The following is a 21,411-nucleotide window of genomic DNA, read 5'->3' on the forward strand; positions in this document are numbered from 1 at the left end:
AAAGAAACAGTCAAATCCTTCTTACATTTTTTAGTTTCATTTCATGTAAATTATCCGGAACCCTTTCAAATTCCGGATAAATAAAAGGTTCTAGTCAGACAGCCCTGCCTACTTGACAACAAAAACCAACAATACCTATCTCCGCTTGTTCTCATTGTATATTGAATTCAATGTACAGCTTTCCGTAAACCACATAACCGGAATAGCTGAACTGAAGCGTTTCATCCACTCGCTGAGTCCCGGTAAATGTAAAACGTACCGATTCACCTTCCGTTTCTTGAATCAAGGTAAATTCTTCGATTTCGAGGGATGCATATCCTTCAAAGAAATTTTTCAGAACCATATTTCCGGTCTGCAAATCCTTCGTATGGAAGGTGACTGAAGCCTTTTCGGACACCTCCTTCCCGTTGATGGTCGCCGACAGATGACAGGCATCATCGGTCGGTGTATAATTCCCATCCAGATAACTTATCAGTTCAAAACCTTTGTCCGGTGTATCATCGCCACAAGAAATAGAACTCATAGAAATCATTCCTAAGGCCAATAAGCCCAATACCCAATCTAGTCTCATAATATTTTACTTTTTTATTTGATAAGAATTTTAAACATACTTCCTATTTAAGAACGGATTTTAAATCCACTTGGACCGACCGGCTTTGCACACCACCTACAATACCTGTCCCGCCTGTGATATTGGAATAGTGAGGAGAGGGTTCCACCAGTCCGAAATCCACCAGATTACCGTTGACAGACTCCTCATCCGTATTGAAAATACCTGTCAAATAATGATAATAGGCCTCCGACAGTGAATAAAGGATGACTTTACGGGGACGTGAGTCATCAGTATACAAAGGAGCCTTTTCTACAATCTTCAGCGTGTATCGGTTTCCATTGAACAAATCATCTGTAAACGTTCGCCCTTCATTTCCATAGATACCTGTATCCGTTGTGACTCCATCAATAACGCCCTGTTGTGTCAGAAAGACATCATCGTACGAATAGTCAATCGTTTCGGCGGCTATTCCGTCACCACTTTCTATTCGGATGAAGTAAAAGTTACGTTCCTCTGAGGGGTCGGTAAAAGTGATGTAATAGGTCACTTCGTACGACTTTCCATAGGTGACACCGTCGGGAGTCCAGTACATCTGGTCAGGATCGTCAAAAATACGGGCGGTCAGTCTGACACTTTCTATGGATACCGCTTCAGGAATAATTCCCTGTCCGGACACATGCCCGAGGGGACTATCTGCTTCCAGACTGATGAGTTCACCGACCAAGGGACGATAATCTGACAAATACATCCGACCCGTTTCATCATAACGCAATGTTTCCACAAACCTGCCGTTCACACTCATTCTTACTTCAGCATCCGCTATATTGGTATCTGTTTCCCGATGGTCGGTAAAAAACACCGTACGGGCTATCTGTACCCGGACAACCGTATCGGGTGAAAGTATGCTGTTAAGCACAAGGGTCGGTTCAGGACGATACTTTTCCAGATCGATGTCCTTGTAACAGGCCGTCAGTGAGAAGCCTGCCAGTACCGCCCAAATACAAGGATGAAAATGTATATTCATATATCTAGTGTCTGTTAGAATTTATACGTATAAGAGACAGAGGGAATGACTGGGAACAAAGCAAACTGCCGGAAGCGGGGAGCCAACGGTGTACCGTCCATACTCTGTTTCTGGTTGTTCTTCTCTATCATAATGGGGTTCATACGGGAATAGGCATTATAGAGTGAGACGTTCCATATCCCGGTCCGTCCGCGTCTTAACGGACGATAGATATTGATGCCCACATCCAACCGGTGATAGGCCGGCAGACGCACATTGTTCTTCCCTGCGTAATAATCGAGCATTTCCTCATCTTTATGTGGATAAGAGGGAACAATGTCCGTGGGATAACCGTCCGGATAGGAATAGTTCTCAAGCGACAGCGTAACCCTGTTCCCGGTCATAAATACCCATCCGGCATTCAGTTCCACCCGTTCGGAACATTTCCAGATAGCCGACAAGGTTACCTTATGACGGTTATCGTATTTCGACGGGAAACGTTTTCCTCCATTCAGGTCAGCAAAAAGCCGGTCGCTCCACATCAGCCCGTAACCGATGAAACCGTGCAGTTTTCCGAAATCGGCTTCTGCCTGAAAATCGGCTCCATAAGCTCTGCCGCTTCCACTGGTCAGTCTGTCTTCCCAAGTAGCAACCTGTAAATCCTTGTAATTATCCCGGTACTCCAGCAGATTGTTCATCTTCTTATAATACCCCTCGACGGAAAAAATATACTTTTTGCCGGGCGACACATAGATACCAGCCGAAACCTGGCCGGAAGTCAGCGGTGAAAAATTCCGGGTGATGGGGAGCCAGTAGTCGGTAGGCAAAGAAATGTAATTGTCGCTTACCTGCTGCACAAACTGGCTCATCCGGGCATATCCGGCTTTCAGACTGACCACCGGACTCAGCCGGAAATCAGCCGAGATACGTGGCTCGAAAACCTGATATTGATTTCCTTCCACCCGAAAGAAAGAACCATGCAATCCGGCATTGAACCGCAACCAGCGAAAAACTTCAAGGTCACCCTCCAGATAAGCGTTCCACTCGTTGGCAATTACCCGACTTTCACTGTTCACATTTTCCGACGGTAGAGAGGTGGATTCCCGTACCTTCTCTTCCGGCGCATAACGATGGTGTGTGTATTGCGTTCCCAGACGGATGATGATCCGGTCGGACGGGATAAACACCAAAGATGCATCTACGCTAAGGTCGTGAATGGCATTTCGGTTCTCGTTTCGAGACCCGTTGTTTTCATAGCCGTTCTCACCCTCCCGACCCGATACCGTTTCTACCGTCTTCCTGAAATCAGACTGATAGCGTGTATAAGAAGCCTTCATGTTATATGCGAAGAGAGTATTGATAGGAAGGTGCCACCTCAGTGAAGTCAGCATATTCCCCCACCCCAGCCGGTTTTCATTTTTATGGAAATAAGGACCCGTATCTTCCCCGTCACCCGAAAAACGATGTTCCCCCATCTTGAGGCGGTCATGCCCATAATATCCCAGCAGGGAAAGTGTACCGAAACGTCCCAACCGTTGGCTGAGTTTCAGATTAAAATCCGTAAAATTATAACCGGCTATAACCTTCTCACCGGATTTCTTTTTCGAGGCGTTGATGATAGCCAGAGCCGGTACGGAAACCAGTTCCAGCCAGGAACGTCTGAGTGCAACAAACATAGAAGTCTGGTCTTTCACTAATGGACCGGAAAAACTGACATTGGCCGACGTCAGTCCCACCGTAAAGTTTCCATGCCAGTTTTCATAGTCTCCGCTTTTCATGGAAAGGTCTGTCACACTGGAAAGCCTTCCTCCGTAACGTGCCGGGAAAGTACTCTTGTAGAAAGTCAGATGACTGACTGCATCGGCATTAAAAGGAGAAAACAACCCACCCAAGTGATTGGTCTGGTAGACGGGACATCCGTCAACAAGAAACAGGTTCTCATCATTTTCGCCTCCCCGGACAAACATACCGGCAAATCCTTCCGTACCGGCAGATACACCGGGTTGAAGTTGAAGCGCCTTGATGACATCCGGTTCACCCAAAAGTGTCGGTACGTTTCGGATAGCGTTATAATCCATTACAGTTATCCCCATTTGCGAGTTCCGGAGCTTATCAATATGAGGGGCAGTCTTGACTACTTCCTGCAAATAAAAATTACGCACTGTATCTTTTGTGACTGAATCCGACAGATTCTCCAATTTATATCTTGACAGCTTTTTCCTCTTGATAATCAGTTGATTTCCACGTTTTACAAACATGAGTCCATACCGTTCCAACGCATCTTTCAGAATGGCATCCAACGGTTCGTTTTCATAATCCAAATGAATTTCTTTTCCATTTTCCAAATCGGATTCTTTATAGGCAATCCGGCAACCGGTCTTTTCCCTGATCAGTTCCAAAAATCCGGTAGCATTATACATTCCTTCGATGGAAAATACAGTCTGATTCAAATGTTGGGCATACAAGGTACTTCCTGCCATAAAAGTAAACAGGCATGAGAGTAAAAATTGTTTAGTTTTCATCGTGTCTTCAGTGTTTTATACAAATAGTAATCATTTGGTTGTGACCGGTTCTCCAGGTAAGGCGCTCATCCAATACGCAAAGAGTTTCCAGTACTTCTCTGACGGTAACCGTCGAATCGAATTCAAGGGTATATCTCTCTTCCGAAGTACCTTCCAGCCTGATTGGAATATTGAATCTCCGTTCAAGCGAATTTCTGATTTCCTCTAAAGTAGCGTTCCGGAAATACAAGTAAGGAGGTTTTCTGGTAGAAACGTGTATCTGATGTGTAGCTTTGTCGTAGACGAAATACTCGCCGGGATGCAACACAAGTCGTTCTGGACACGCTGTCGTAGATACTTCGATGATTCCCGTTTGCAGGTAGGCAGTAGCCTGTTTATCTTCCGGATAATCATTCACATTGAATCGGGTGCCCAGTACCCTTGTTTTCAGATTGCTACTTTTCACAATGAAAGGCTTGTCTGAAAGATGGACTACATCGAACCATGCCTCCCCTTTCAGACTAATCTGGCGGATGGTATCATCAAAAGCTTTCTGAAAAACAATTTCGGAAGAAGGACTCAAACAAACCGTAGATCCATCCGGTAAAGTGAAAGTCTTCACTTCTCCTTTTTCGGTGGTGACTATCTGTGTAAAGGAGTCTTCTCCAAAATTCCATAGCCAAACGGAAACAGCCAGTACACAAATCAGCAATGAAGCGGCATACCCATATCTGAGCCAATGACTCCTTGAACTTCTGAAACCCAACCGACCAGAAATCTGCCCCCATGCATCTTTCATATTCCGACGGCCGGAAACGGTTTCTGTTTCGTTCCAACAATGAAGCAGTGCCTCTTCTTTAAGCGCTGCGTTTTCATCCTCACAAAGCCAATGCTGTATCTTGTTCTCCAAGCTTCGTGGATACCGACGGTTAAAGTATCGTCTGATAATTTCGTGAACATAATTCATAGGTTTCTTTTTCTACCAAGTACAAAGACAGATGACTACACTCACGTTCACAAGACAAACAATTAACTTATGATAACATACAGAGCCAAAAGATAAGATAGGCAGCAATAGCCTCTCTGATTTCCTTCAATGCCAGACTGACCTGATTCTCCACACTTCTTTTACTTATTCCCAATCTATCGGCAATTTCTTCATTGCTCAATCCTTGCTCCCTGTTCATCCGATAGATACGTTGCCGCTGTTCGGGCATCTCCGAAACTACCATTTCTATCAACAAAGCGATTTCTTTGGCAAAGAACGTATCTTCTACCATATTACCTGTACTGACATCAGCTTGCGCCTCCAGCGGTTCCGATGAAAAGACCATTTCTTTCTTCAGGTAGTTAATGGCCGCATTGCGTGATGAAACGAAGATGTAGTTCTGTAGACTTCGGGTGGCGTCCAGTGTCTTCCGGTTAATCCATAAATTGACAAACACATCTTGTGCCAAATCCTCGGCAATATCATGCTTCTTAATGATTCCTGTAATAAAAGTCACCACTCTTATGTAATAAGCCTGATAGAGTCGTTTGAAGGCATGTTCATTATCCTGCTGTATTTGAAGAATCAGATTATCCATCGGTATCGTAACACATAAATATGCAATTCAAATTAGAATTTTATCAAAGATAGAATAAAATCAAGATATAATCTTTTCGCAAACCTGCGGTTTAAGATATTTTACGTTTACCATGAACTGACCATATTCAATATTGTGGTTTAATCAAAACTTGAAGATATAAGAAACCACAACCGCCTTTACACCTCCATCTGGATATTTTTCTTTATAATACTCCGTAAGGTCCTTATAGAAATAGAGATCTGGTGTAGGCCCTGCACTTCCTGATTTAGTGGAACAACCTAAAAACACATCAAATGAAGGGTAGTTCGTCTCATTTCCTGATTCATCCAGAAACGACCATTCCATGAAAGCTTGTACTTGTCCTTCCGGAGGCATCAGATTATATATCTCCGGAATCTCCTCAGAATTTCTATTAATACCTTTTATGAGACCGGGACCCCATACGTTGGTATCGTCTTTTATTGCAATCCATTTTCCTAAATATTCTTCATCAAAACCGGAATACAACAAATAATGATAATCTAACGGCAGAATGGGGTAAGTCTTTAAATCTTCTTCAACCACCGCTTTATTATCGGCTTCAACCGCATATCGGTACATCGGTAAAGGCTGCTCCTCATAATACCACTTGGGTATCAAATGTGAAGGTAAATCCTTTGAGTCTCTTTTTTCTTTAGACAATATCTCGAGTAAATCATATTCTGTCCAGGCGGGTTGCCCCATACGATAATCCAAGTAACTTGTTCCGCTGATTTTTATTTTGTATTCATACCCTTCTTCAAACTCAAAGCCATCAATAGAAACAAGAGCTTCCCAATCCTTGGTATCATCCTTCTTTACAGCATATACATCAGACAAGTAATTAAATCCATCAGACCAGCCGGTACCTAGTATTTTTTCTGATGCAACCGTCAAGACATACTCCTTGTAACCTGTCACTTTTCTCCCTTCTTCATTTTCTTTATCACAACTGATAAAGATAAATGCAAACAGGAACAACATCAGAATCCCCAATAGATCTTTAATTTTCATCCCTTTAATTTTTGAGACTATAATTTCGTTTTTACTTTCATTTTCTCTATCGTTTCCCACTCGTCATACACTTCCATATCATTCGTACACTCCTTCGAAATGATATACTATTTTCGGAAAATCTTCATATTTATCGCCGTTAATCCACAATTCCATAGGAGAAACATTGAATGCTATAAAATTTGCATTAACCAAGGCATCACCACCATAGTTTTTTGAAAATACAATTCTGATGGTAGGAGGAGCACCATATCCCCCCAATATCTCAACATCTTTAGGATTCAATGTAAAGTTTATGGTGCTATCATCCCGCTGGTCAAAATAATAACCAGCAATGACTTCTATTTCGCCTATCTCATTGAATCGGTCTGACAGGACTTCATCCGATATTAATTCCATATATGGTTGTAATGACAGATTAAACTTTAGAGAATCATATGAGATTGTCATTGCGTTTTGTAATGTTTGGTCAAAACCATTCGGACCACTAACATGCACAGTACCATGATAAGTACCTTTCATTTCAAACAGTGCTTGCTGGATATCTTCTTTTGAGAAACCATTTTCGTCTTTATCGCAACTGATAAAGGTAAATGCAAACAGGAACAACATTAGAGTTCCCAATAAATGTTTTGTTTTCAGAAATTACGAAAAAGGTCTAAGTGATTGAAAATGAGTTGCAGTTACCAACTCATAGTAGTAATAGGTTACGAATTAGTTAGTTATCTGCTGTTTTATTCTTCTGCGCGTTGCGTAACCTTCAAAGAACTCTTCGTATGCAAAAGTAGCACTTTAATGGCATATATTGAAATAAAAATCCAGCTTTTTAAGCTCCACAGACAAGTTTTTCCGTAAAAGCGAATTTATTCGTAGGAACATCATCATCAATAAATTGACGACCATGTTCCTACTATTGCATAAGCATAGAAAAGGGCTTTGCGTCACGCCTGAACCATGTCCAGACTGATGATGCAAGGCCCCTTTCTTTTTTTTTGCTTATGCCACAAGCGGTGCTTTTACGGCTGTTACCTGTTGATTTTCTTTTTTTGTCGGTTCCTCTAATCGAAAACGGAATGTTTGCCGATTTCACGTTTTCGCCGCATCCTTTTTTTGACATTTCCTTTCTTTCTTTTCCCGGAACATTTCATATCCAATATGCCTTCACATCCGTTTACCTCCATTTTGATGGTCTTTCAGGCAGTCGCATCAGGTGGATCGTTCCCGTTCTGGGTGCAAAGGTAAATCCGGGATTGGGATGCTCAATGGTTTTTAGAAAAAATCTCCAGCCCTGCGGGTAGTATTTTTTCTTTGAAAACCCTTGCTCTACCCACTCCCTACCTTTTTGAAGCACCCGAAACGAAAACGACCGAAGCGACAGAAAGACGCATTAAAAAAAATGTCGGATAAACGGGAGGCATATAATGTTGGAAACTCAACTCCCTCAGCTCTTGAATCCGCATTAAAAATAAAAACAAATGGATATGGAAGCAGCAGTAGCAACAAAATTCGTGAAGTGGGAAGTTCCGACATTGGAAAGCCTACATGAGTGCAAGGTTTACAGACTTCGTATGAAAGTGAACAATGGCGAGGTGCTGAACAGAGAGGAAAAGAATTGGATAACCGAAAAGGTAAAACAGCAATACCTATTTCAAAAGTGCGATACCATTGCAAGGATGGCGGTTTGACTTCTCCGACATACTGAGGACATTCCTTGTAAGCCAGTACGGACAATGGAGAGAATACAAGGCTATGGACAAGACGGCACTCCGCAAGATATTGTACGGAAGAATTGACAGAATAGTAGAACTTGACAAACGACACCCAAAATGACAGCAGCAATGAACATAAGACAGACAGCGCAATCCGTTGGACTTGCAGTATTCACATTTCTGTTGCGCTGTTTCCTTTGGATAGTCAATATCCTTTGGTACATCATCAGAGAAATAGTCTGTGGAGTATTCCGAATGGTTATCAATGTAATGGTATTCATCATATTCCTCATTGCCATTTTCGGCTTTCTCCTATGGCTACTGACACTTTGAATTAATTCCCAAAAGCATAACATTATGAAACGATACAGCAAGACAGCAGCGCAGCAATGCAGATTTTACGAGGTGGACAACATCTTTGAGTATATGGTGGAAACCTACATCAACGGCAACCATTCAACCCTAAGAAGGCTATACCACGAACTCAACAAGGAAGCGAGAAAGGATTTTATCGGTTTTCTTTTGGTGGAATGCCCCCCACAATACCACACGGAGATTTTACAAGAGATTGTCTGACCACATAAAGGAACGGATATGAACAGGACAACGGAAAAGATACCCACATGGAGTTTAGCCTACATCATCAATGGCGATGCAACCGCACTCACAGACGATGAAGTTCAGACAATAGACAGATGGATGAAGCAATGGCAAGTACAAGATGTTTCACCCCTCACAGATGAAGAAGGGAACGCACAGCCTTATTTCACCCATTACCCCCTTTTCGGACTTCCCACAGAAGTGGAAGATTGCGAGATACTTTATTTGAACGACAACCCGACTAAAATTTGAGATTATGAAAGGAACAGACCATTTCAAACGAACCATACAGATGTTTTTGGAGCAGAGAGCAGCGGAAGATGAACTATTCGCCAAAAGCTACCGCAACCCAGCTAAGAACATAGACGATTGTGTCACATGCCTGGTTGCTATTGTTTTCTGTTTCATGCGGTTTACCTCATTTTGTTTATAATTTCTCCTATGAAAATGCAGCCCGCTTACCTTGCGGTAGCGGGCTGCGGTGTCTGTATGATGTTGCCGGGCACAAAAGCTCCCGCCCGGAACGGGAGTTTATTGATTATTCTTGACCACAAAATTATCTGCAGTAAATCCAACCCGTGTTACCCAATCGCTACCCTCAAATGCAGTCTTCATGTCTGCATCTTTCACATAAATGGTTATCTTGCTCTTTTCGAGATTATAGAAAGGCGACTCGCTATCATCACCTGGAGTATAATTGAAGGTCGGTACAGCCTCGCAAAGAGACAGGTCTATGGTTGTCAAAGAACTGCACCCGACGAAAACTGTATTATTGAATACACTGGTTTCCGGTCCGAATGATACGCTTGTCAAACTGCTACAATTGCGAAATAAGGCAGCTTCTATGCTGGCGACTTTCGTTTTACTCAAGTCAATCGTTGTCAGACTCGTACAGCCCCAGAAAGAAGAGAACTCCATTACTTCCAGTGTGGATGGAAATTCCACAGACTGTAATGCTGTACATTCAGAGAACGTACTACCATTCCAAGAATCACCAATCACTTTTAATCCTTCGGGGAGCTTGATGGAAACCAATCCTGTTATTTGCACAAAAGCCCGGGCTGGAATGGAGGCGAGCTTTGCCCCCTTAAGGTCGAGTGAGAGCGTTGCATCGGTATTATTTGTCATATATTTCTTCAAGGCGGCAATGTCCGCATCATTCATCGGGCCTGATATGGCAAGGCTTCCATCCGTACCGATAGCATCCACTATCAATTGGGGATTTTCTGCAATCTGTCCTTCTTTGTATGTCGTAATGCTATTATTGTTTTTATCAACTTTTGGATCCTTCTGTTCCTCAGCTTCACCTTCTCCATTATCCGCAATAACAGGCCCTCCGTCATACCAGTTCTCTACCGTAACAGACGAGATGGTAATCATGTTCTTGCCCACCGTCAGGGCGTAGGTATAGCTGTTCGAGGCAGACAAAGCGGGTATGCCTTTCACAAGAAGCTCCTTTGTGTCGTCGCTGTCGTCTGCCTTTACCGTCACGGAGAGGAACGTTTCCGACTCATTCAGCGTGGTAGGACTAAGCAGGGCGTAGAACTTCCCGTTGTCATCCTTATAAGCATTTACTGCAATGCCGCCGGTTTTCGGTGTTCCGTTCTCATAACCGGACGTGTTGCCATGCACGGAGATAGCGGTGACGCTGTATCCGGTCTTGTACTGGTCGAGGAACTTAATATCGCCGATAACCACACGTGCCATCTTGCGTGTCAGATTGAGCGTTATGCTTCCGTCCGCCGAGGCCGGCTTGGTCTGGGCTCCGGAATAGGTCATGTAGTCGGCGTTCCCAATGGCTTCGAGCGAGTTTTGCTCCTTGGGCACGTCGAAGGTGGTCATGGAGGCATTGTTCTTGTCAACCGGGTAATAGGCGTTGAAAGTGAGCGACGAGCTTGTCCACTTCAAGTAACCGCTTTCGGGACCCCAGTCCGCGCCTTCCTTCGTGTAGATTACGGCGTCTTGGCCTTCTGTTCCGACAGATATCCGGTCGCCGTCCTTGAATGCGGTCTGTTGTGTGTCATCGGTCGGAAAACTTCTGGTAATCACGTTCTTGCCGGCCGTAGCGTTGACACGCACGGCGAGCGGGTCGTTTGGATAGGAGATATTCTCCAGGTCATCGTTGCTGCAAGCGGCAAGCAGGGCAAGCAGGGCAGCAGCTCCAAAATATTTCATTCTTTTCATTTGATATGTCATTTTGTATGTTATATGTGTTTATTCAGTCTCCAAGTTCCCGTTGTCATCGGTTGTCCACTCGGAAGCGGAAATATTTTCGATGTTCGTGATGTCTTTGCCCACAAGCAGGTTAAGCGTATAGGCGTTGCCTTCTTTGAAGGCAAATTCCGCATTGTTATAGACAAAGGTGCGTTCATCATCGACAATGAAGGTTATCGTGAAAGCCGCCGTCTGCGGCACAAGGATGGCTTCGGCACTCTTGCTGTAGCCTTCAACGGCAGCGTCGGAGAGCATCATCTTGATTTCCGATTTGCCGCCTGTGGCACTCACGCTGCCACTGGTAAGGTTCATAGTGTATCCGGTCTGGGTTTCACCCAATGTGACGGAGTTCAGCGAGGGTGTTGCACCATTCTGCGTCATCTCCGTGCCGTAGCGGATATTCACTGTCAGCTTGCTCAGCGCATGCCCCATTTTTACGTTCAGCTTCTTGGTGTCGGTATCATAATAAATGTCGTTGCCTGTCTCCGGTGCATTGGGCGTGACACTGGCGGCGGCGTAGAGTACGTCCGACTTTCGGCCGTTCTCTTCGATTGTCTGGTCCGATTCCACATTTCCGGTAAACTGGTTACTCAAATTGGTATTTTCGTTATATGGGGCGTATGCCGTCACATTGACAGGAGTGGACTCGTTTTGCCAGAGCATCAACCACGGGGTAGTCTTGTCGCTTTTATAGGAAGCCCATATGCCGGAATCGTCCTTTTTCATATACACGTTGCTGAATGTGTAGGTGGAGTTGTTTTCGTTCTCCACGAACAGCCCAAATTCTGCCAGCCCGTTTTCGGCATAGCCTACTGCACGGGTCTGCATATTGTTCACTCCGGCTTCCAACCGAATCACGTTGTCATCGGGCAGCACGCTTTGCTGTGTACCCGTAAGCTCGTCGTCGTTCGAGCAGCCTGTCAGCACTGTGGCGGCAAGGACTGCAAGGGTCAAAATGTTTGCTTTTTTCATTTGAACTATTTTCTGTTAAGTTGTTAATTATTTATCTTTCAAAGATTCCTTTTTCGGATGGAACCGGAATTCCGTCCGACGGTTTATTTTTCCTCCAATGTCGGCAGCGCTCCGTTGAGTACGTACTTCCAGCTTTCAGAATTCAATGCGGCGTTCATCTGTGTAACGGCATTCTGCCAGTCGCCGTCCGTCACCTTGGTGGTTTCGCCGGTACCTACCTGGTCTTCACCGATGCCTTGTTCCTGGCCGTTGTCTCCCCAGTAGCAGGCGGTGATGATACCGCCATACGGCATGAGGCCCTTGAAGTTCCGTCCCGCCACGCCGCCTGTGGCTCCTCCCGGGCCGCTGACAGTCCCTTTGGCATGGTAGCAGGCAGTCAGGGTGCCTAAATCGTTGCTTCCCGTTACGCCGCCTACATAGACGGTGCCGCTTCCGCTACCGGTCACGCTGCCCCAGGCATAGCAGGCTTTGAGGGTGCTGGATGAGCCGTTGTTTCCCACTACACCGCCGGCAAAATAGGAGCCTGTACCGCTACTTTCAATGGTCACGTTGCCCGTGGCATAGCAGGCGGTCAGGGTGGCACCACTATTCGTAGATCCCGCTATGCCGCCGGCATAGGTCACGCCCTTCACTGTGGCCGAGGAGCTGCATCCGGTAAGGGAACCGCCCACTTGGAAGCCTACTACACCGCCTGCGATGCTATGACTACCGCTACAGCTGACGCTGCCCGACACCGAGCAGTTTTCAATGTTGCCATAGCTCCATCCCGCCACGCCGCCGACATCGCTCGTACCGTTATCGCTTTCTATCTGTACGTCCTTCAGCGTCACGTCCTTCACCTTGCCGCCGGAGCCGATGCAGCCGAACAGGCCCACATAGCGGTCACTCGTCGTAACGGTCAACCCCGTGATGGTATGGCCGCCGCCGTCGAAGGTGCCGGTGTATGGGTTGTCATAGGTTCCTATCGGCGTCCAGTTGATGCCTGTCAGGTCGATGTCGTTGTCGAGGGTGATGTTGATGTCGGTATTACCGCTGTTCACCTCATCTGCCGCTACCTTCAGTCCTTCACCGCTGTAAATGGTGATGGTTCGGGTATTGGAATCGTATGAGTAGGCTTCGGTCGCTTCTGCGCCATCAATGGAAGTACCGTTTTCCCAGTCCGACACGCTGATGCCCGCATCGTCCAGTTTGATGTTGTCGCGTCCCAGCACAAGGTTCACCGTAGTGTATCTGCCCGGTTGCAGGTCTATGCCTGAAGGGTGGGTATAGGTATATACCTTGCCGTTCTCCAGCGTGACGTTGATGGTGCGGAACCCGCTCTGCCCGGGAATCATGATGCCGGCAAAGCTGGCGGATGTGCCCGTGAAGGGAATCACCACAAGGTTTTGACCGGTGGCCGGGGTTACCTCGACAGGATTCTCTAAATAATTCACGGTGGCTTCGGTGCATGCGACTGCCGTTACCGAAACCACTTCGGGAGCAATTGTCCACTCGTTGCGGAACGAAAGGTTTACCACGAGCTTTGCCATTACATGCTCAAACTCCAGTTTCACGGCAGAACCGGTGGGCTTGGCCGTGGTCCTCGCCACCAGCAGGTCGCTCGCGGTCTGGTTATTGAAGTCCAGCGTATAGGGGTCGGCATCGTAATCGGTAGCTCCGTTGCGCTCGGGATAGATGCCGAGGAAATAGTGGTCGGACGTATTGTCGGCCCAAAGCATCTGCGGCTCGGCGGTCCATGTGCCGTCGCCGCCTAATGTATTGATGGAGTTGTCCACCACAAGCCGCTGCATGTCGTTGTCGGCTCCTAACCAGGCATAGACACTGATGCGGTCATTCGTCTCGAAGGTGGTCGAGTTGCCGCTATGGACCACACGGGTCATGGCTCCCACGGATGCCGTTACCCTTATCTGTCCAAGGTCTTGCGGTGGCAGTACATCGCTGTCGGTGCTGCACGCAGCCAACAGGATAGCGGTTGTTGCCAATAATAGATTCTTTATATTCATACGTTTGCTGTTTTAATCAGTTATAAATATATAGTCAGCACAGCGGTTTACGCACCCGGAAAAAATATGTTACCGCCATAGTCGCCTTCGAGCGGAGCCCAGTCGGTGATGGTGATGTCACCCACCGTCAGTTCCGGGTCGGGGTCGGGTTCCGGCCAGTATGGCGGAGGAGTAGGTTCAGGGTCAGGAATCTCTATGGTTCCTTCCATTTGCAGGGTGCTTCCTGCACTCAGGTCGGCCAGTTTGTCCGTCACGTCCAGACTGAACGTCACAGTCCTTCCGTCTGTCAGTTCCAGGCGGAAGGACAGGGTATTCCCGGCTTTCGGAAAGGCTCCCAGCGAACACAGGAACAGTTCCAGCCCCTGAATCTTCTCTGCCCGTGAGCGGGTGAGCTGTTTCACCTGGAAGACGGCGGTCACCGCTTCGCCCGTCGGTGTGCCTTCTGGCAGGAGGACAGCCCCCGTCATACCCGTCAGGGTGATGTCGCCTTGTTCCTTGATTTCCACCGCTTCATCCAGCGTCAGGCTGATGCGCAAGGTGCGGGTCCGTTCGTGCATGCGCAGTGTCACGTCCGTAGTGTCGCCTGCCGTCACACAGTAGAGGGTGTCTGCCGTCCACAGCCGTTCCGGCATTGACAGCAGCTGTCCCGCCTCATCCAGTTCCAGGGTGGCGAGTCCGTCGGACGTCACGGTGACGGCTTCGGGGATGTTCCATGCCGTTATGTGGTATTCACCCGCGGTCAGAGTGTCCGGGTAGAGACAGGGAGTTCCGGCAGGAACGGTGAGCGCCTTTCCGGCCAGGTTCAGTACAAAGTCCGCAGGCAGGTCTGCGGTGCCTGCCGTCTGTTCCCAGAGAGGAGTGAAGACCAGACAGCCGGCCGTGGGTGCGGGTTGCGGCTCAGGTTCTGGCTCCGGTTCTGGCTCCGGTTCGGGCTCCGGTTCCGGCTCAGGCTCGGGCTCCGGTTCCGGTTCCGGCTCGGGTACAGTCTCCTCGGGAGTGACCGAGTCATCGTTCCCGCAGGCAGTCCATAGCGGCAACAGTATGAGCAGGAATGCATAGAGGTAATGTCTGATTGTCTTTAAGTAGTTCCTTTTTTTCATTGTATAGTAATTATGTTATTTAGGGAATTTTTAATGGGGTAAACGTGACATACGGATACGAAAAAGGGCGGAAAGCTCCCGTAAAAAGGAGTTTCCACCCTTGCATGTATTGATGATAATAAGTATATTAACGCGCGAAGATACGCCGGTCGCAATGTGTGTGTGTGTGTGTGTTTACACAAATCTCACACATTTCCAAATTTGCAACACACTTTTTTGAATATAGGTATATGCACGATGCAGCGGACAACGGAATGTTGCCTGAACAGATTGCCATATTTCCTGAAATGTGCTGTAAATCAAAATACATTGTCATTCAATTATTAAATTCCGTTTGCAAAGTTAGCGGATTTTAACGGAAAGTGAGAGGACAATCTTAGAAAATTTGAAGGACAATTCAAGGAAAAATGCTCATAATGAGGGACAATTCAGGGAATTTCCTTAAATTGTCCTTCTGTGTTCTTGTCCTGCATCCCGGATTTCAGGTTTCGGCTGTAAGTCCTTACATTGGAAAAACCGCAATGTGTAGCAATTTCTTCACGGCTTGCCGAAGGGTGTTCTTCCCGGTATCGGACAGCGGCCTCAATCCTGAGCCGGTTCAGTTCCTTATAAAAGGAACCGAAACGTTCTTTCATGACAATGGATACATATTTCCGGTTGCTCTTTACCGCATCTGCCAGTTCGCCGATTTTCAGGTTCGGATTCAGGTAAAGCCTGTCCTCGGTCAATGCTGCCCGTATTTTCGCTTCCAGTTCATCCTTGGCATCAACAGACAGCAGGCTGCTGCCGCTTTCCTGATCTGACAGTACCGTTTCTATTTTCTCCACTATGAGTTCTTCCGTTTCTTCTACCACCTCCCGATATTCTTTTCGTTGCGGATGCAATATCCGTATCAAAAGTACGATGTGCATGACAGAAATGACCAGCTGGAACCACATGTTATAATTATGGTCGCCTGTAAAAAACAGCCACCATGCGGCTCCCAGATACAGCACCGGCATGAATACGACAAAACCGGCAAAACGTACCGGAAAATCTTCACTGTTGGAATATTCTTCCTGCATGTGTAGGCGAATCTGGCGCAACAGCCAGCTTGTGGTATGCAACAGCATGGCTGTAAGCAGCAGGGAATATCCTCCGATAAGGAGAAGAAGCATATCACGATGGCGGTAGAGGGTATCTCCGCCAATCCAGCCGTATATCCAACAGACCAGTATAATGACAAGAGGAATGATACCGGACAATACAAATATCAGTCTGCGGTGTCTTGTCTTGCTGAAGAAAAACCGGCGGAACGACAACACGCCCGCACCGGGCAACAGCAGCATAAGAAAAACACGCATAAAGAAGTATGCGTCCGGGCTGTCCATGCGGAAAAGCCATACCACAGGCAAGGCAAAACAGGCATAGATAATTGTGACGAGCTTGCGGGCCGGATAAAAATAGGTTTCTTCCTCGTCAAACGGACGGCACATGTGGAAATAACGCACCAACGCACAAAACAGTGACGTAACGACCAGTATCAGGCAGGATGCCGCATAATATATTTCAGGACCTTGTATTATCATTTCGGATTTCTAAAAATTTTGCGAATTTACAAAAATCCGTTCGTATTAGGCCTCTAATCAGAGCTTTTTATCATCTAACCCCCTTATTTTTCATATGTATGTCAAAGAACAATGGATTATTTCTTTATTTTTATGGCTTTTACTAAATGAAGCTCCTTTATACCGAGTTTACGAAGTTCGGGTGAATGCACATAAATGACACCGACCTCATAAGTGTCGGGCTTCACATGAAAACTGTAAAGCAGATAACCGGTATATGGTTTGGCAAGCAGGCACGCATGGTAATGATACTTTCCGTCACTCACCGGAAAAATATACTCTTTCCCGCACAGACACCTGAAAATGCCGTAGGCTTCGTCCTCGCTGAACACACGAACCATCCTGATGTCCGTGCGGTTGCGTGTATAGGGCTGACCGATGGCCTTGCCGTCCGGGAAAAGGACGGCAAGGATGCTGTCGGAATCCCCTTTCTCCGACGCAAATGACCTGATGTCGCCTGCTGACAAAGCACTCTTCATCGTTCTAAAATTTTTTTGGTTTCAAATTTAGTTCGTGAAGAATCCTTCGTCGCTACGCAAATCATTGAGGAATACTGCAATTCTCGTTCACGCCTCATTTTCTTGCGTGAGTTGTTAGTAACTCACTGGAAGTTAGTATTTTCTATATTCTTCCAACCTCATCATAACCTGTTTTGAGCATGGTCACGAATTGGTAACGCTGCGATGTCCTAACTTGGCTTTTTCATTGCTTTTTCTGTCTTTCATTTTTTCAAGCCATCTTCCTAAAACGCCTATCTGCCAATAACTTTGCTACATTTTTCTGTTTATCACTTTTTATTCGTACTTTTGTAGTATTAACATCAATATTTTTAGGTTTGTACTATTATAATGAAGTTTCTGCAGAAATACTGCATAGCTCATTCTACTAAATCATTTCTCTCATCGGGCATTGAACCTGAAACCGATTCCCAGCATCAGGTTGTTGGGGTCCTTGAAACGATACAGCTGATAGCCCGTATGCAGGAAAAGATACTTCGTAATATTGGTCTTCAGGACAAAAGTCTGGTAGAAAGAATTGTTATCCGCTCCGTGACAAAAGAAATTCTTTCCTATACCCAGATTGATGGAAAAGATGGGCATGACGATTTCGGCACGCAGGGAAAGGCCAGCCGAAAACTGCTCCCGGAAAGGAGGACGATAAAACTGCAGTTCATCCGGGTCGGACGGAAAATAATCGTTAGCCACGTGATTCCCGATATTGGCACTCTCATCGTACTGCATATCCAGCGAAACGCCAGCCCGGAAATACTTGCTGAAGTTATAGAGCGGGTTGAAATTCAATCCTAAAATACCGAAAGACCCTGGAGCCAGTACCGGATTCGAATCGGCTGGAAAGATTCCCCGTTTCCGGGTAGCACCATACACAATGAGGTCATAACTCACATATCTATGAAAAGTATTTTCCCGTTGCAGACCGGAAGAAAGGATTCTTTCCGGCGCACCATTTCCAAAGAAATGCGTAACACCTACAGAGGCCCCAATGGTATTCACCCCGGAATTCGGGTAATGGGTATTTCCGTTGGAGTAATGCGTGACGTCTATCCCTGCCCGCAAATTTGTGTTGGGGGCAAGCTGCCAGTTCAGCATAAAGCCTAAATTGATGTAGGCATTGATTTTCGAACCGACCACCCGATTCCACGGATTAGTCTCTTCATCATATTTCTTCCATCCGAAAGAAGCCCCGAAATTCCATTCATAATCCAGTGAAAGTTTCGGAGTGAGAGCTGCTATCCTGGAAGTTTGGAATACATAGACTGCCAATGGGTTCCCTACTTCCGACGGGCAGAAGAAAGTATTGTAAGCGATACCGATACCCTGTACGGCATACGGATACATCCTACCCATCTTGGTAGAAGGCGAGAACCTGAATCCATATTTCAGATGACCGGAAAGAGTGGCATCTATTCTTTCGCCTGTACTGTTCGCTCCTCTGAAAAACTCATGAGTCTGAAATACGTAGGCGGGACGGAAATCAGCGCCAATCATGTGGATTACCTTTCTGGAAACAGAATCAGCTTCGTAGGCCGATACATAAGCGGCCGATAAAATCAGGGACAAGACAAGCAAGCGGGTCTTGAGTATCATCGTATTCATAACGGGAGCGGCAACTTCTTTTTTAATATTCAAAGCTAAAAGTGTGTTTATTCATAGACAAATATAGCAGGTTTATGTTTTGCTTCCAACTTTAAAATTAAAGAAATCATAAGATGGATAGACCCTGTTTTTCTTTCCGTCCGGTAAGATTTCCCCAGCTACATCCAAAAACGAACGTTTGTTTTGAATCAAACACGAGCATGTTTTCATGCATTCGTCCGTTCGTTTTAATCAAAACATGCTCATGTTTCAAGGAAGACACGAGTATATTTTTCAGAACCTGACGTACGTTATTCCTACACGTACCTTTATCCCCAAATATCATACAATGACCCAGTCAAGAGTCTTCTGGAATTTGAAGTGATGGATTTATTTTCAAATGCCAAAGCACCATATTCCCGTTGAAATACGTACATTTGCCGGCAAGTAACCTTTAAAACAAGCATCATGGATTTCGAACAACTCATCAACGCCCGGCAAAGTGACCGGAAATACGATACCCAACCCATAGACCGTGCCCTACTGGTGCGTTGCCTGGAAGCGGCACGCATCGCCCCGTCGGCCTGTAACTCACAACCCTGGAAATTCGTCGTCGTAGACGACCCCAAACTGCTGGCCGGCATGAAGGAAGCGGCGGCAGGAATGGGCATGAACAAATGGGTAACCGATGTACCGGTCATTGTAGCCGTAGTGCTGGAGAAAATGAATCTGACCGCCCGGATAGGCAGTGTCATCAAGGATAAGGAATACTCCTTGCTGGACGTAGGCATCGCCGTAGAGCATTTCTGCCTGCAAGCTACCGAGCTGGGACTGGGAACCTGCATCATCGGCTGGTTCGACGAAAAGAAAGTAAAGAAGCTGCTGGACATTCCCAAACGCAGGGTTCCGTTGCTCATCAGCGTAGGTTACCCCGCCTCCGAACACCGGAAAAAGGTACGCAAGCCACTGGAAGAAATGAGCAGTTGGAACAAGTACTGAGGACGGAAAAGACTGGACGTACAGGAGGAATACCTGCAGAAGTTCAAAAAGATTCTGAATGCACGTCAGCTTCAGACAGTGATGAAGCATCATAAGCTGAAAGGCCCACATCCGAATTTCCCGGCTCCGGGATATAACGGCGCATGCCGGACCAACTGCCCGGCCAACGCACCGGCAACCAATAACTGATGATACCCATACCCTGAATGCACATAGCCAGCGCTTCACTGGATTCTGGGTCAAGCCCGGAATGACATTAGTGGGAAAAAACGTGGTTATCATGCCCAACCCACATTTCTCTTGCGAAGGGTTTGGTGAATTCAAAATAAAGTCATACCTTTGCAGTACGAGAACCCCCAAGCCTCTCAACGATGCTAAAATCGGGGGTCGTTTTATTTTTATGCATGACCATCCATTTCCATAAAACCTACCAGACTCCCGCAGATATTGTAGCCCTGCTACAAAGTAGAGGATTAAATATTGATAATCCCAAACGTGCAGAGCACTACATCCGGAGCATCGGTTATTATCGGTTCAGTGCCTATCTGTATCCCCTGTTGCAAATGCCCAAAGAAGCCCATCAATACAAAGTGGGCAGCACATTCCAAGACGCACTCAACTTGTACCGTTTCGACAAGAAGTTACGGCTCTTTCTATTTAACGAGATAGAGAAAGTAGAGATAGCCCTACGCAGTGCGTTGGCAAACATTGCGGCAGAGGAAACGGGCAATATTTTTTGGATGACAGATGTCTCAATGTTCGCCAACGAAGACAAGTTCAACCGGACAATGACGTTGGTGGACAAAGAACTGACTAACTCGAAAGAGGATTTTATCCTGCATTTCAAAAAGAAATACAGCAATACCTATCCGCCAGCATGGATGCTCATGGAGATTTTGCCTCTCGGTATCGTTACCCGCATATACGAGAACATCAAGTCAAATGCCCTAAAAAAGAAGATTTCCGGCTACTTCAATCTGCCTGTTCCGATGTTCATTTCATGGCTCACGGTAATAACCCTTACTCGAAATTCCTGTTGCCACCATTCAAGGGTATGGAATAAGATATATGCTGTCAATCCCAAAGTAGCCAAAAAGAAGCTGAAACGGCCTTGGATCAGTGAAGAGGTTTCTCCTTATAGGACATTTTATGAAATCTGCATCATCAAGTGGTTTGTTGATATCGTGTCCCCCAACAATGACATGAAAATTCACTTGCAAGAGCTATTGGCAGATTTTCCGATGATAGACATCAAGGCTATGGGCTTCCCTACGAACTGGCAAGAAGAACCACTTTGGAAGGAATAGCCTCACCAACCAGACACATCCACGGATACACATATTTTGTCATTCCCGCCTCCGAACACCGGAAAAAGGTACGCAAGCCACTGGAAGAAATGAGCAGTTGGAACAAATACTGAGAACGTTACAGACTAT

At 46.2% G+C, this 21,411-nt stretch carries 18 protein-coding genes and 2 pseudogenes; 6 read left to right on the forward strand and 14 right to left on the reverse strand.

Annotated elements, in window-relative coordinates:
- Positions 1–151 precede the first annotated feature (151 nt).
- The 7 genes from C510_RS0108545 to C510_RS0108575 all read right to left on the reverse strand — a co-directional run bounded on the left by C510_RS0108545 (position 152) and on the right by C510_RS0108575 (position 7,302).
- Entirely contained in the window at positions 152–571 is a 420-nt protein-coding gene (locus C510_RS0108545) for a DUF4925 domain-containing protein (protein ID WP_154651964.1), read from the reverse strand.
- Positions 572–614: 43 nt separating this feature from the next.
- Positions 615–1,577, reverse strand: a complete 963-nt coding sequence (locus tag C510_RS0108550; protein ID WP_018710930.1) for a DUF4249 domain-containing protein — start codon at positions 1,575–1,577, stop codon at positions 615–617.
- 14 nt (positions 1,578–1,591) lie between these two features.
- Positions 1,592–4,078 (reverse strand): TonB-dependent receptor plug domain-containing protein, encoded by a 2,487-nt coding sequence (locus C510_RS0108555; protein ID WP_026320163.1) that lies wholly within the window; start codon positions 4,076–4,078, stop codon positions 1,592–1,594.
- 7 nt (positions 4,079–4,085) lie between these two features.
- Positions 4,086–5,024 (reverse strand): FecR family protein, encoded by a 939-nt coding sequence (locus C510_RS0108560; protein ID WP_025892374.1) that lies wholly within the window; start codon positions 5,022–5,024, stop codon positions 4,086–4,088.
- A 67-nt stretch (positions 5,025–5,091) separates the two neighbouring features.
- The gene (locus C510_RS0108565; protein ID WP_018710934.1) at positions 5,092–5,643 is read right to left on the reverse strand and encodes an RNA polymerase sigma-70 factor; all 552 of its coding nucleotides are present in this window, start codon (positions 5,641–5,643) and stop codon (positions 5,092–5,094) included.
- Between the two features lie 144 nt (positions 5,644–5,787).
- Positions 5,788–6,678, reverse strand: a complete 891-nt coding sequence (locus C510_RS0108570) for a DUF4377 domain-containing protein (RefSeq protein WP_025892375.1) — start codon at positions 6,676–6,678, stop codon at positions 5,788–5,790.
- Between the two features lie 78 nt (positions 6,679–6,756).
- Positions 6,757–7,302 carry a DUF4840 domain-containing protein gene (locus tag C510_RS0108575; protein WP_244870468.1) on the reverse strand — a complete coding sequence of 182 codons (546 nt, stop codon included), beginning with the start codon at positions 7,300–7,302 and terminating at the stop codon, positions 6,757–6,759.
- Positions 7,303–8,159: 857 nt separating this feature from the next.
- Here C510_RS0108575 and C510_RS16325 point away from each other — a divergent pair.
- From C510_RS16325 to C510_RS17100, 4 genes and pseudogenes are all read left to right on the forward strand, one after another.
- Positions 8,160–8,508: pseudogene (locus C510_RS16325) on the forward strand (molybdenum ABC transporter ATP-binding protein).
- Between the two features lie 236 nt (positions 8,509–8,744).
- Positions 8,745–8,963, forward strand: a complete 219-nt coding sequence (locus tag C510_RS0108595; RefSeq protein WP_013619456.1) for a hypothetical protein — start codon at positions 8,745–8,747, stop codon at positions 8,961–8,963.
- Positions 8,964–8,981: 18 nt separating this feature from the next.
- Positions 8,982–9,239, forward strand: a complete 258-nt coding sequence (locus C510_RS0108600) for a DUF6926 domain-containing protein (RefSeq protein WP_005650248.1) — start codon at positions 8,982–8,984, stop codon at positions 9,237–9,239.
- 4 nt (positions 9,240–9,243) lie between these two features.
- Positions 9,244–9,384, forward strand: a pseudogene (locus C510_RS17100) (Cas9 inhibitor AcrIIA9 family protein); the annotation flags it as partial.
- 134 nt (positions 9,385–9,518) lie between these two features.
- On the opposite strand, the gene C510_RS0108605 reads toward C510_RS17100, so the two are convergent.
- The 7 genes from C510_RS0108605 to C510_RS0108635 form a co-directional block, all read right to left on the reverse strand.
- On the reverse strand, positions 9,519–11,171 hold the full coding sequence (locus C510_RS0108605; protein WP_162160982.1) for a leucine-rich repeat protein: 1,653 nt from the start codon (positions 11,169–11,171) through the stop codon (positions 9,519–9,521).
- 30 nt (positions 11,172–11,201) lie between these two features.
- The gene (locus tag C510_RS0108610) at positions 11,202–12,173 is read right to left on the reverse strand and encodes a fimbrillin family protein (RefSeq protein WP_018710940.1); all 972 of its coding nucleotides are present in this window, start codon (positions 12,171–12,173) and stop codon (positions 11,202–11,204) included.
- Between the two features lie 83 nt (positions 12,174–12,256).
- The gene (locus C510_RS17765; RefSeq protein WP_026320164.1) at positions 12,257–14,176 is read right to left on the reverse strand and encodes a fimbrillin family protein; all 1,920 of its coding nucleotides are present in this window, start codon (positions 14,174–14,176) and stop codon (positions 12,257–12,259) included.
- 47 nt (positions 14,177–14,223) lie between these two features.
- Entirely contained in the window at positions 14,224–15,276 is a 1,053-nt protein-coding gene (locus tag C510_RS17340; RefSeq protein ID WP_018710942.1) for a FimB/Mfa2 family fimbrial subunit, read from the reverse strand.
- A gap of 428 nt (positions 15,277–15,704) precedes the next feature.
- The gene (locus tag C510_RS0108625; protein ID WP_018710943.1) at positions 15,705–16,844 is read right to left on the reverse strand and encodes a helix-turn-helix domain-containing protein; all 1,140 of its coding nucleotides are present in this window, start codon (positions 16,842–16,844) and stop codon (positions 15,705–15,707) included.
- A 116-nt stretch (positions 16,845–16,960) separates the two neighbouring features.
- Complete coding sequence (locus C510_RS0108630) at positions 16,961–17,362, reverse strand: hypothetical protein (RefSeq protein WP_018710944.1); 402 nt, start codon at positions 17,360–17,362, stop codon at positions 16,961–16,963.
- Between the two features lie 420 nt (positions 17,363–17,782).
- On the reverse strand, positions 17,783–18,997 hold the full coding sequence (locus C510_RS0108635) for an acyloxyacyl hydrolase (RefSeq protein WP_018710945.1): 1,215 nt from the start codon (positions 18,995–18,997) through the stop codon (positions 17,783–17,785).
- 447 nt (positions 18,998–19,444) lie between these two features.
- Between C510_RS0108635 and C510_RS0108645 the strand changes: the two genes are divergently transcribed.
- Together C510_RS0108645 and C510_RS0108655 are read left to right on the forward strand one after the other, a co-directional pair.
- Complete coding sequence (locus tag C510_RS0108645) at positions 19,445–19,975, forward strand: nitroreductase family protein (protein WP_018710947.1); 531 nt, start codon at positions 19,445–19,447, stop codon at positions 19,973–19,975.
- Between the two features lie 404 nt (positions 19,976–20,379).
- On the forward strand, positions 20,380–21,282 hold the full coding sequence (locus tag C510_RS0108655; protein WP_026320165.1) for an Abi family protein: 903 nt from the start codon (positions 20,380–20,382) through the stop codon (positions 21,280–21,282).
- Positions 21,283–21,411 lie beyond the last annotated feature (129 nt).

Source organism: Phocaeicola barnesiae DSM 18169 = JCM 13652, from assembly GCF_000374585.1.
Lineage (GTDB): Bacteria > Bacteroidota > Bacteroidia > Bacteroidales > Bacteroidaceae > Phocaeicola > Phocaeicola barnesiae.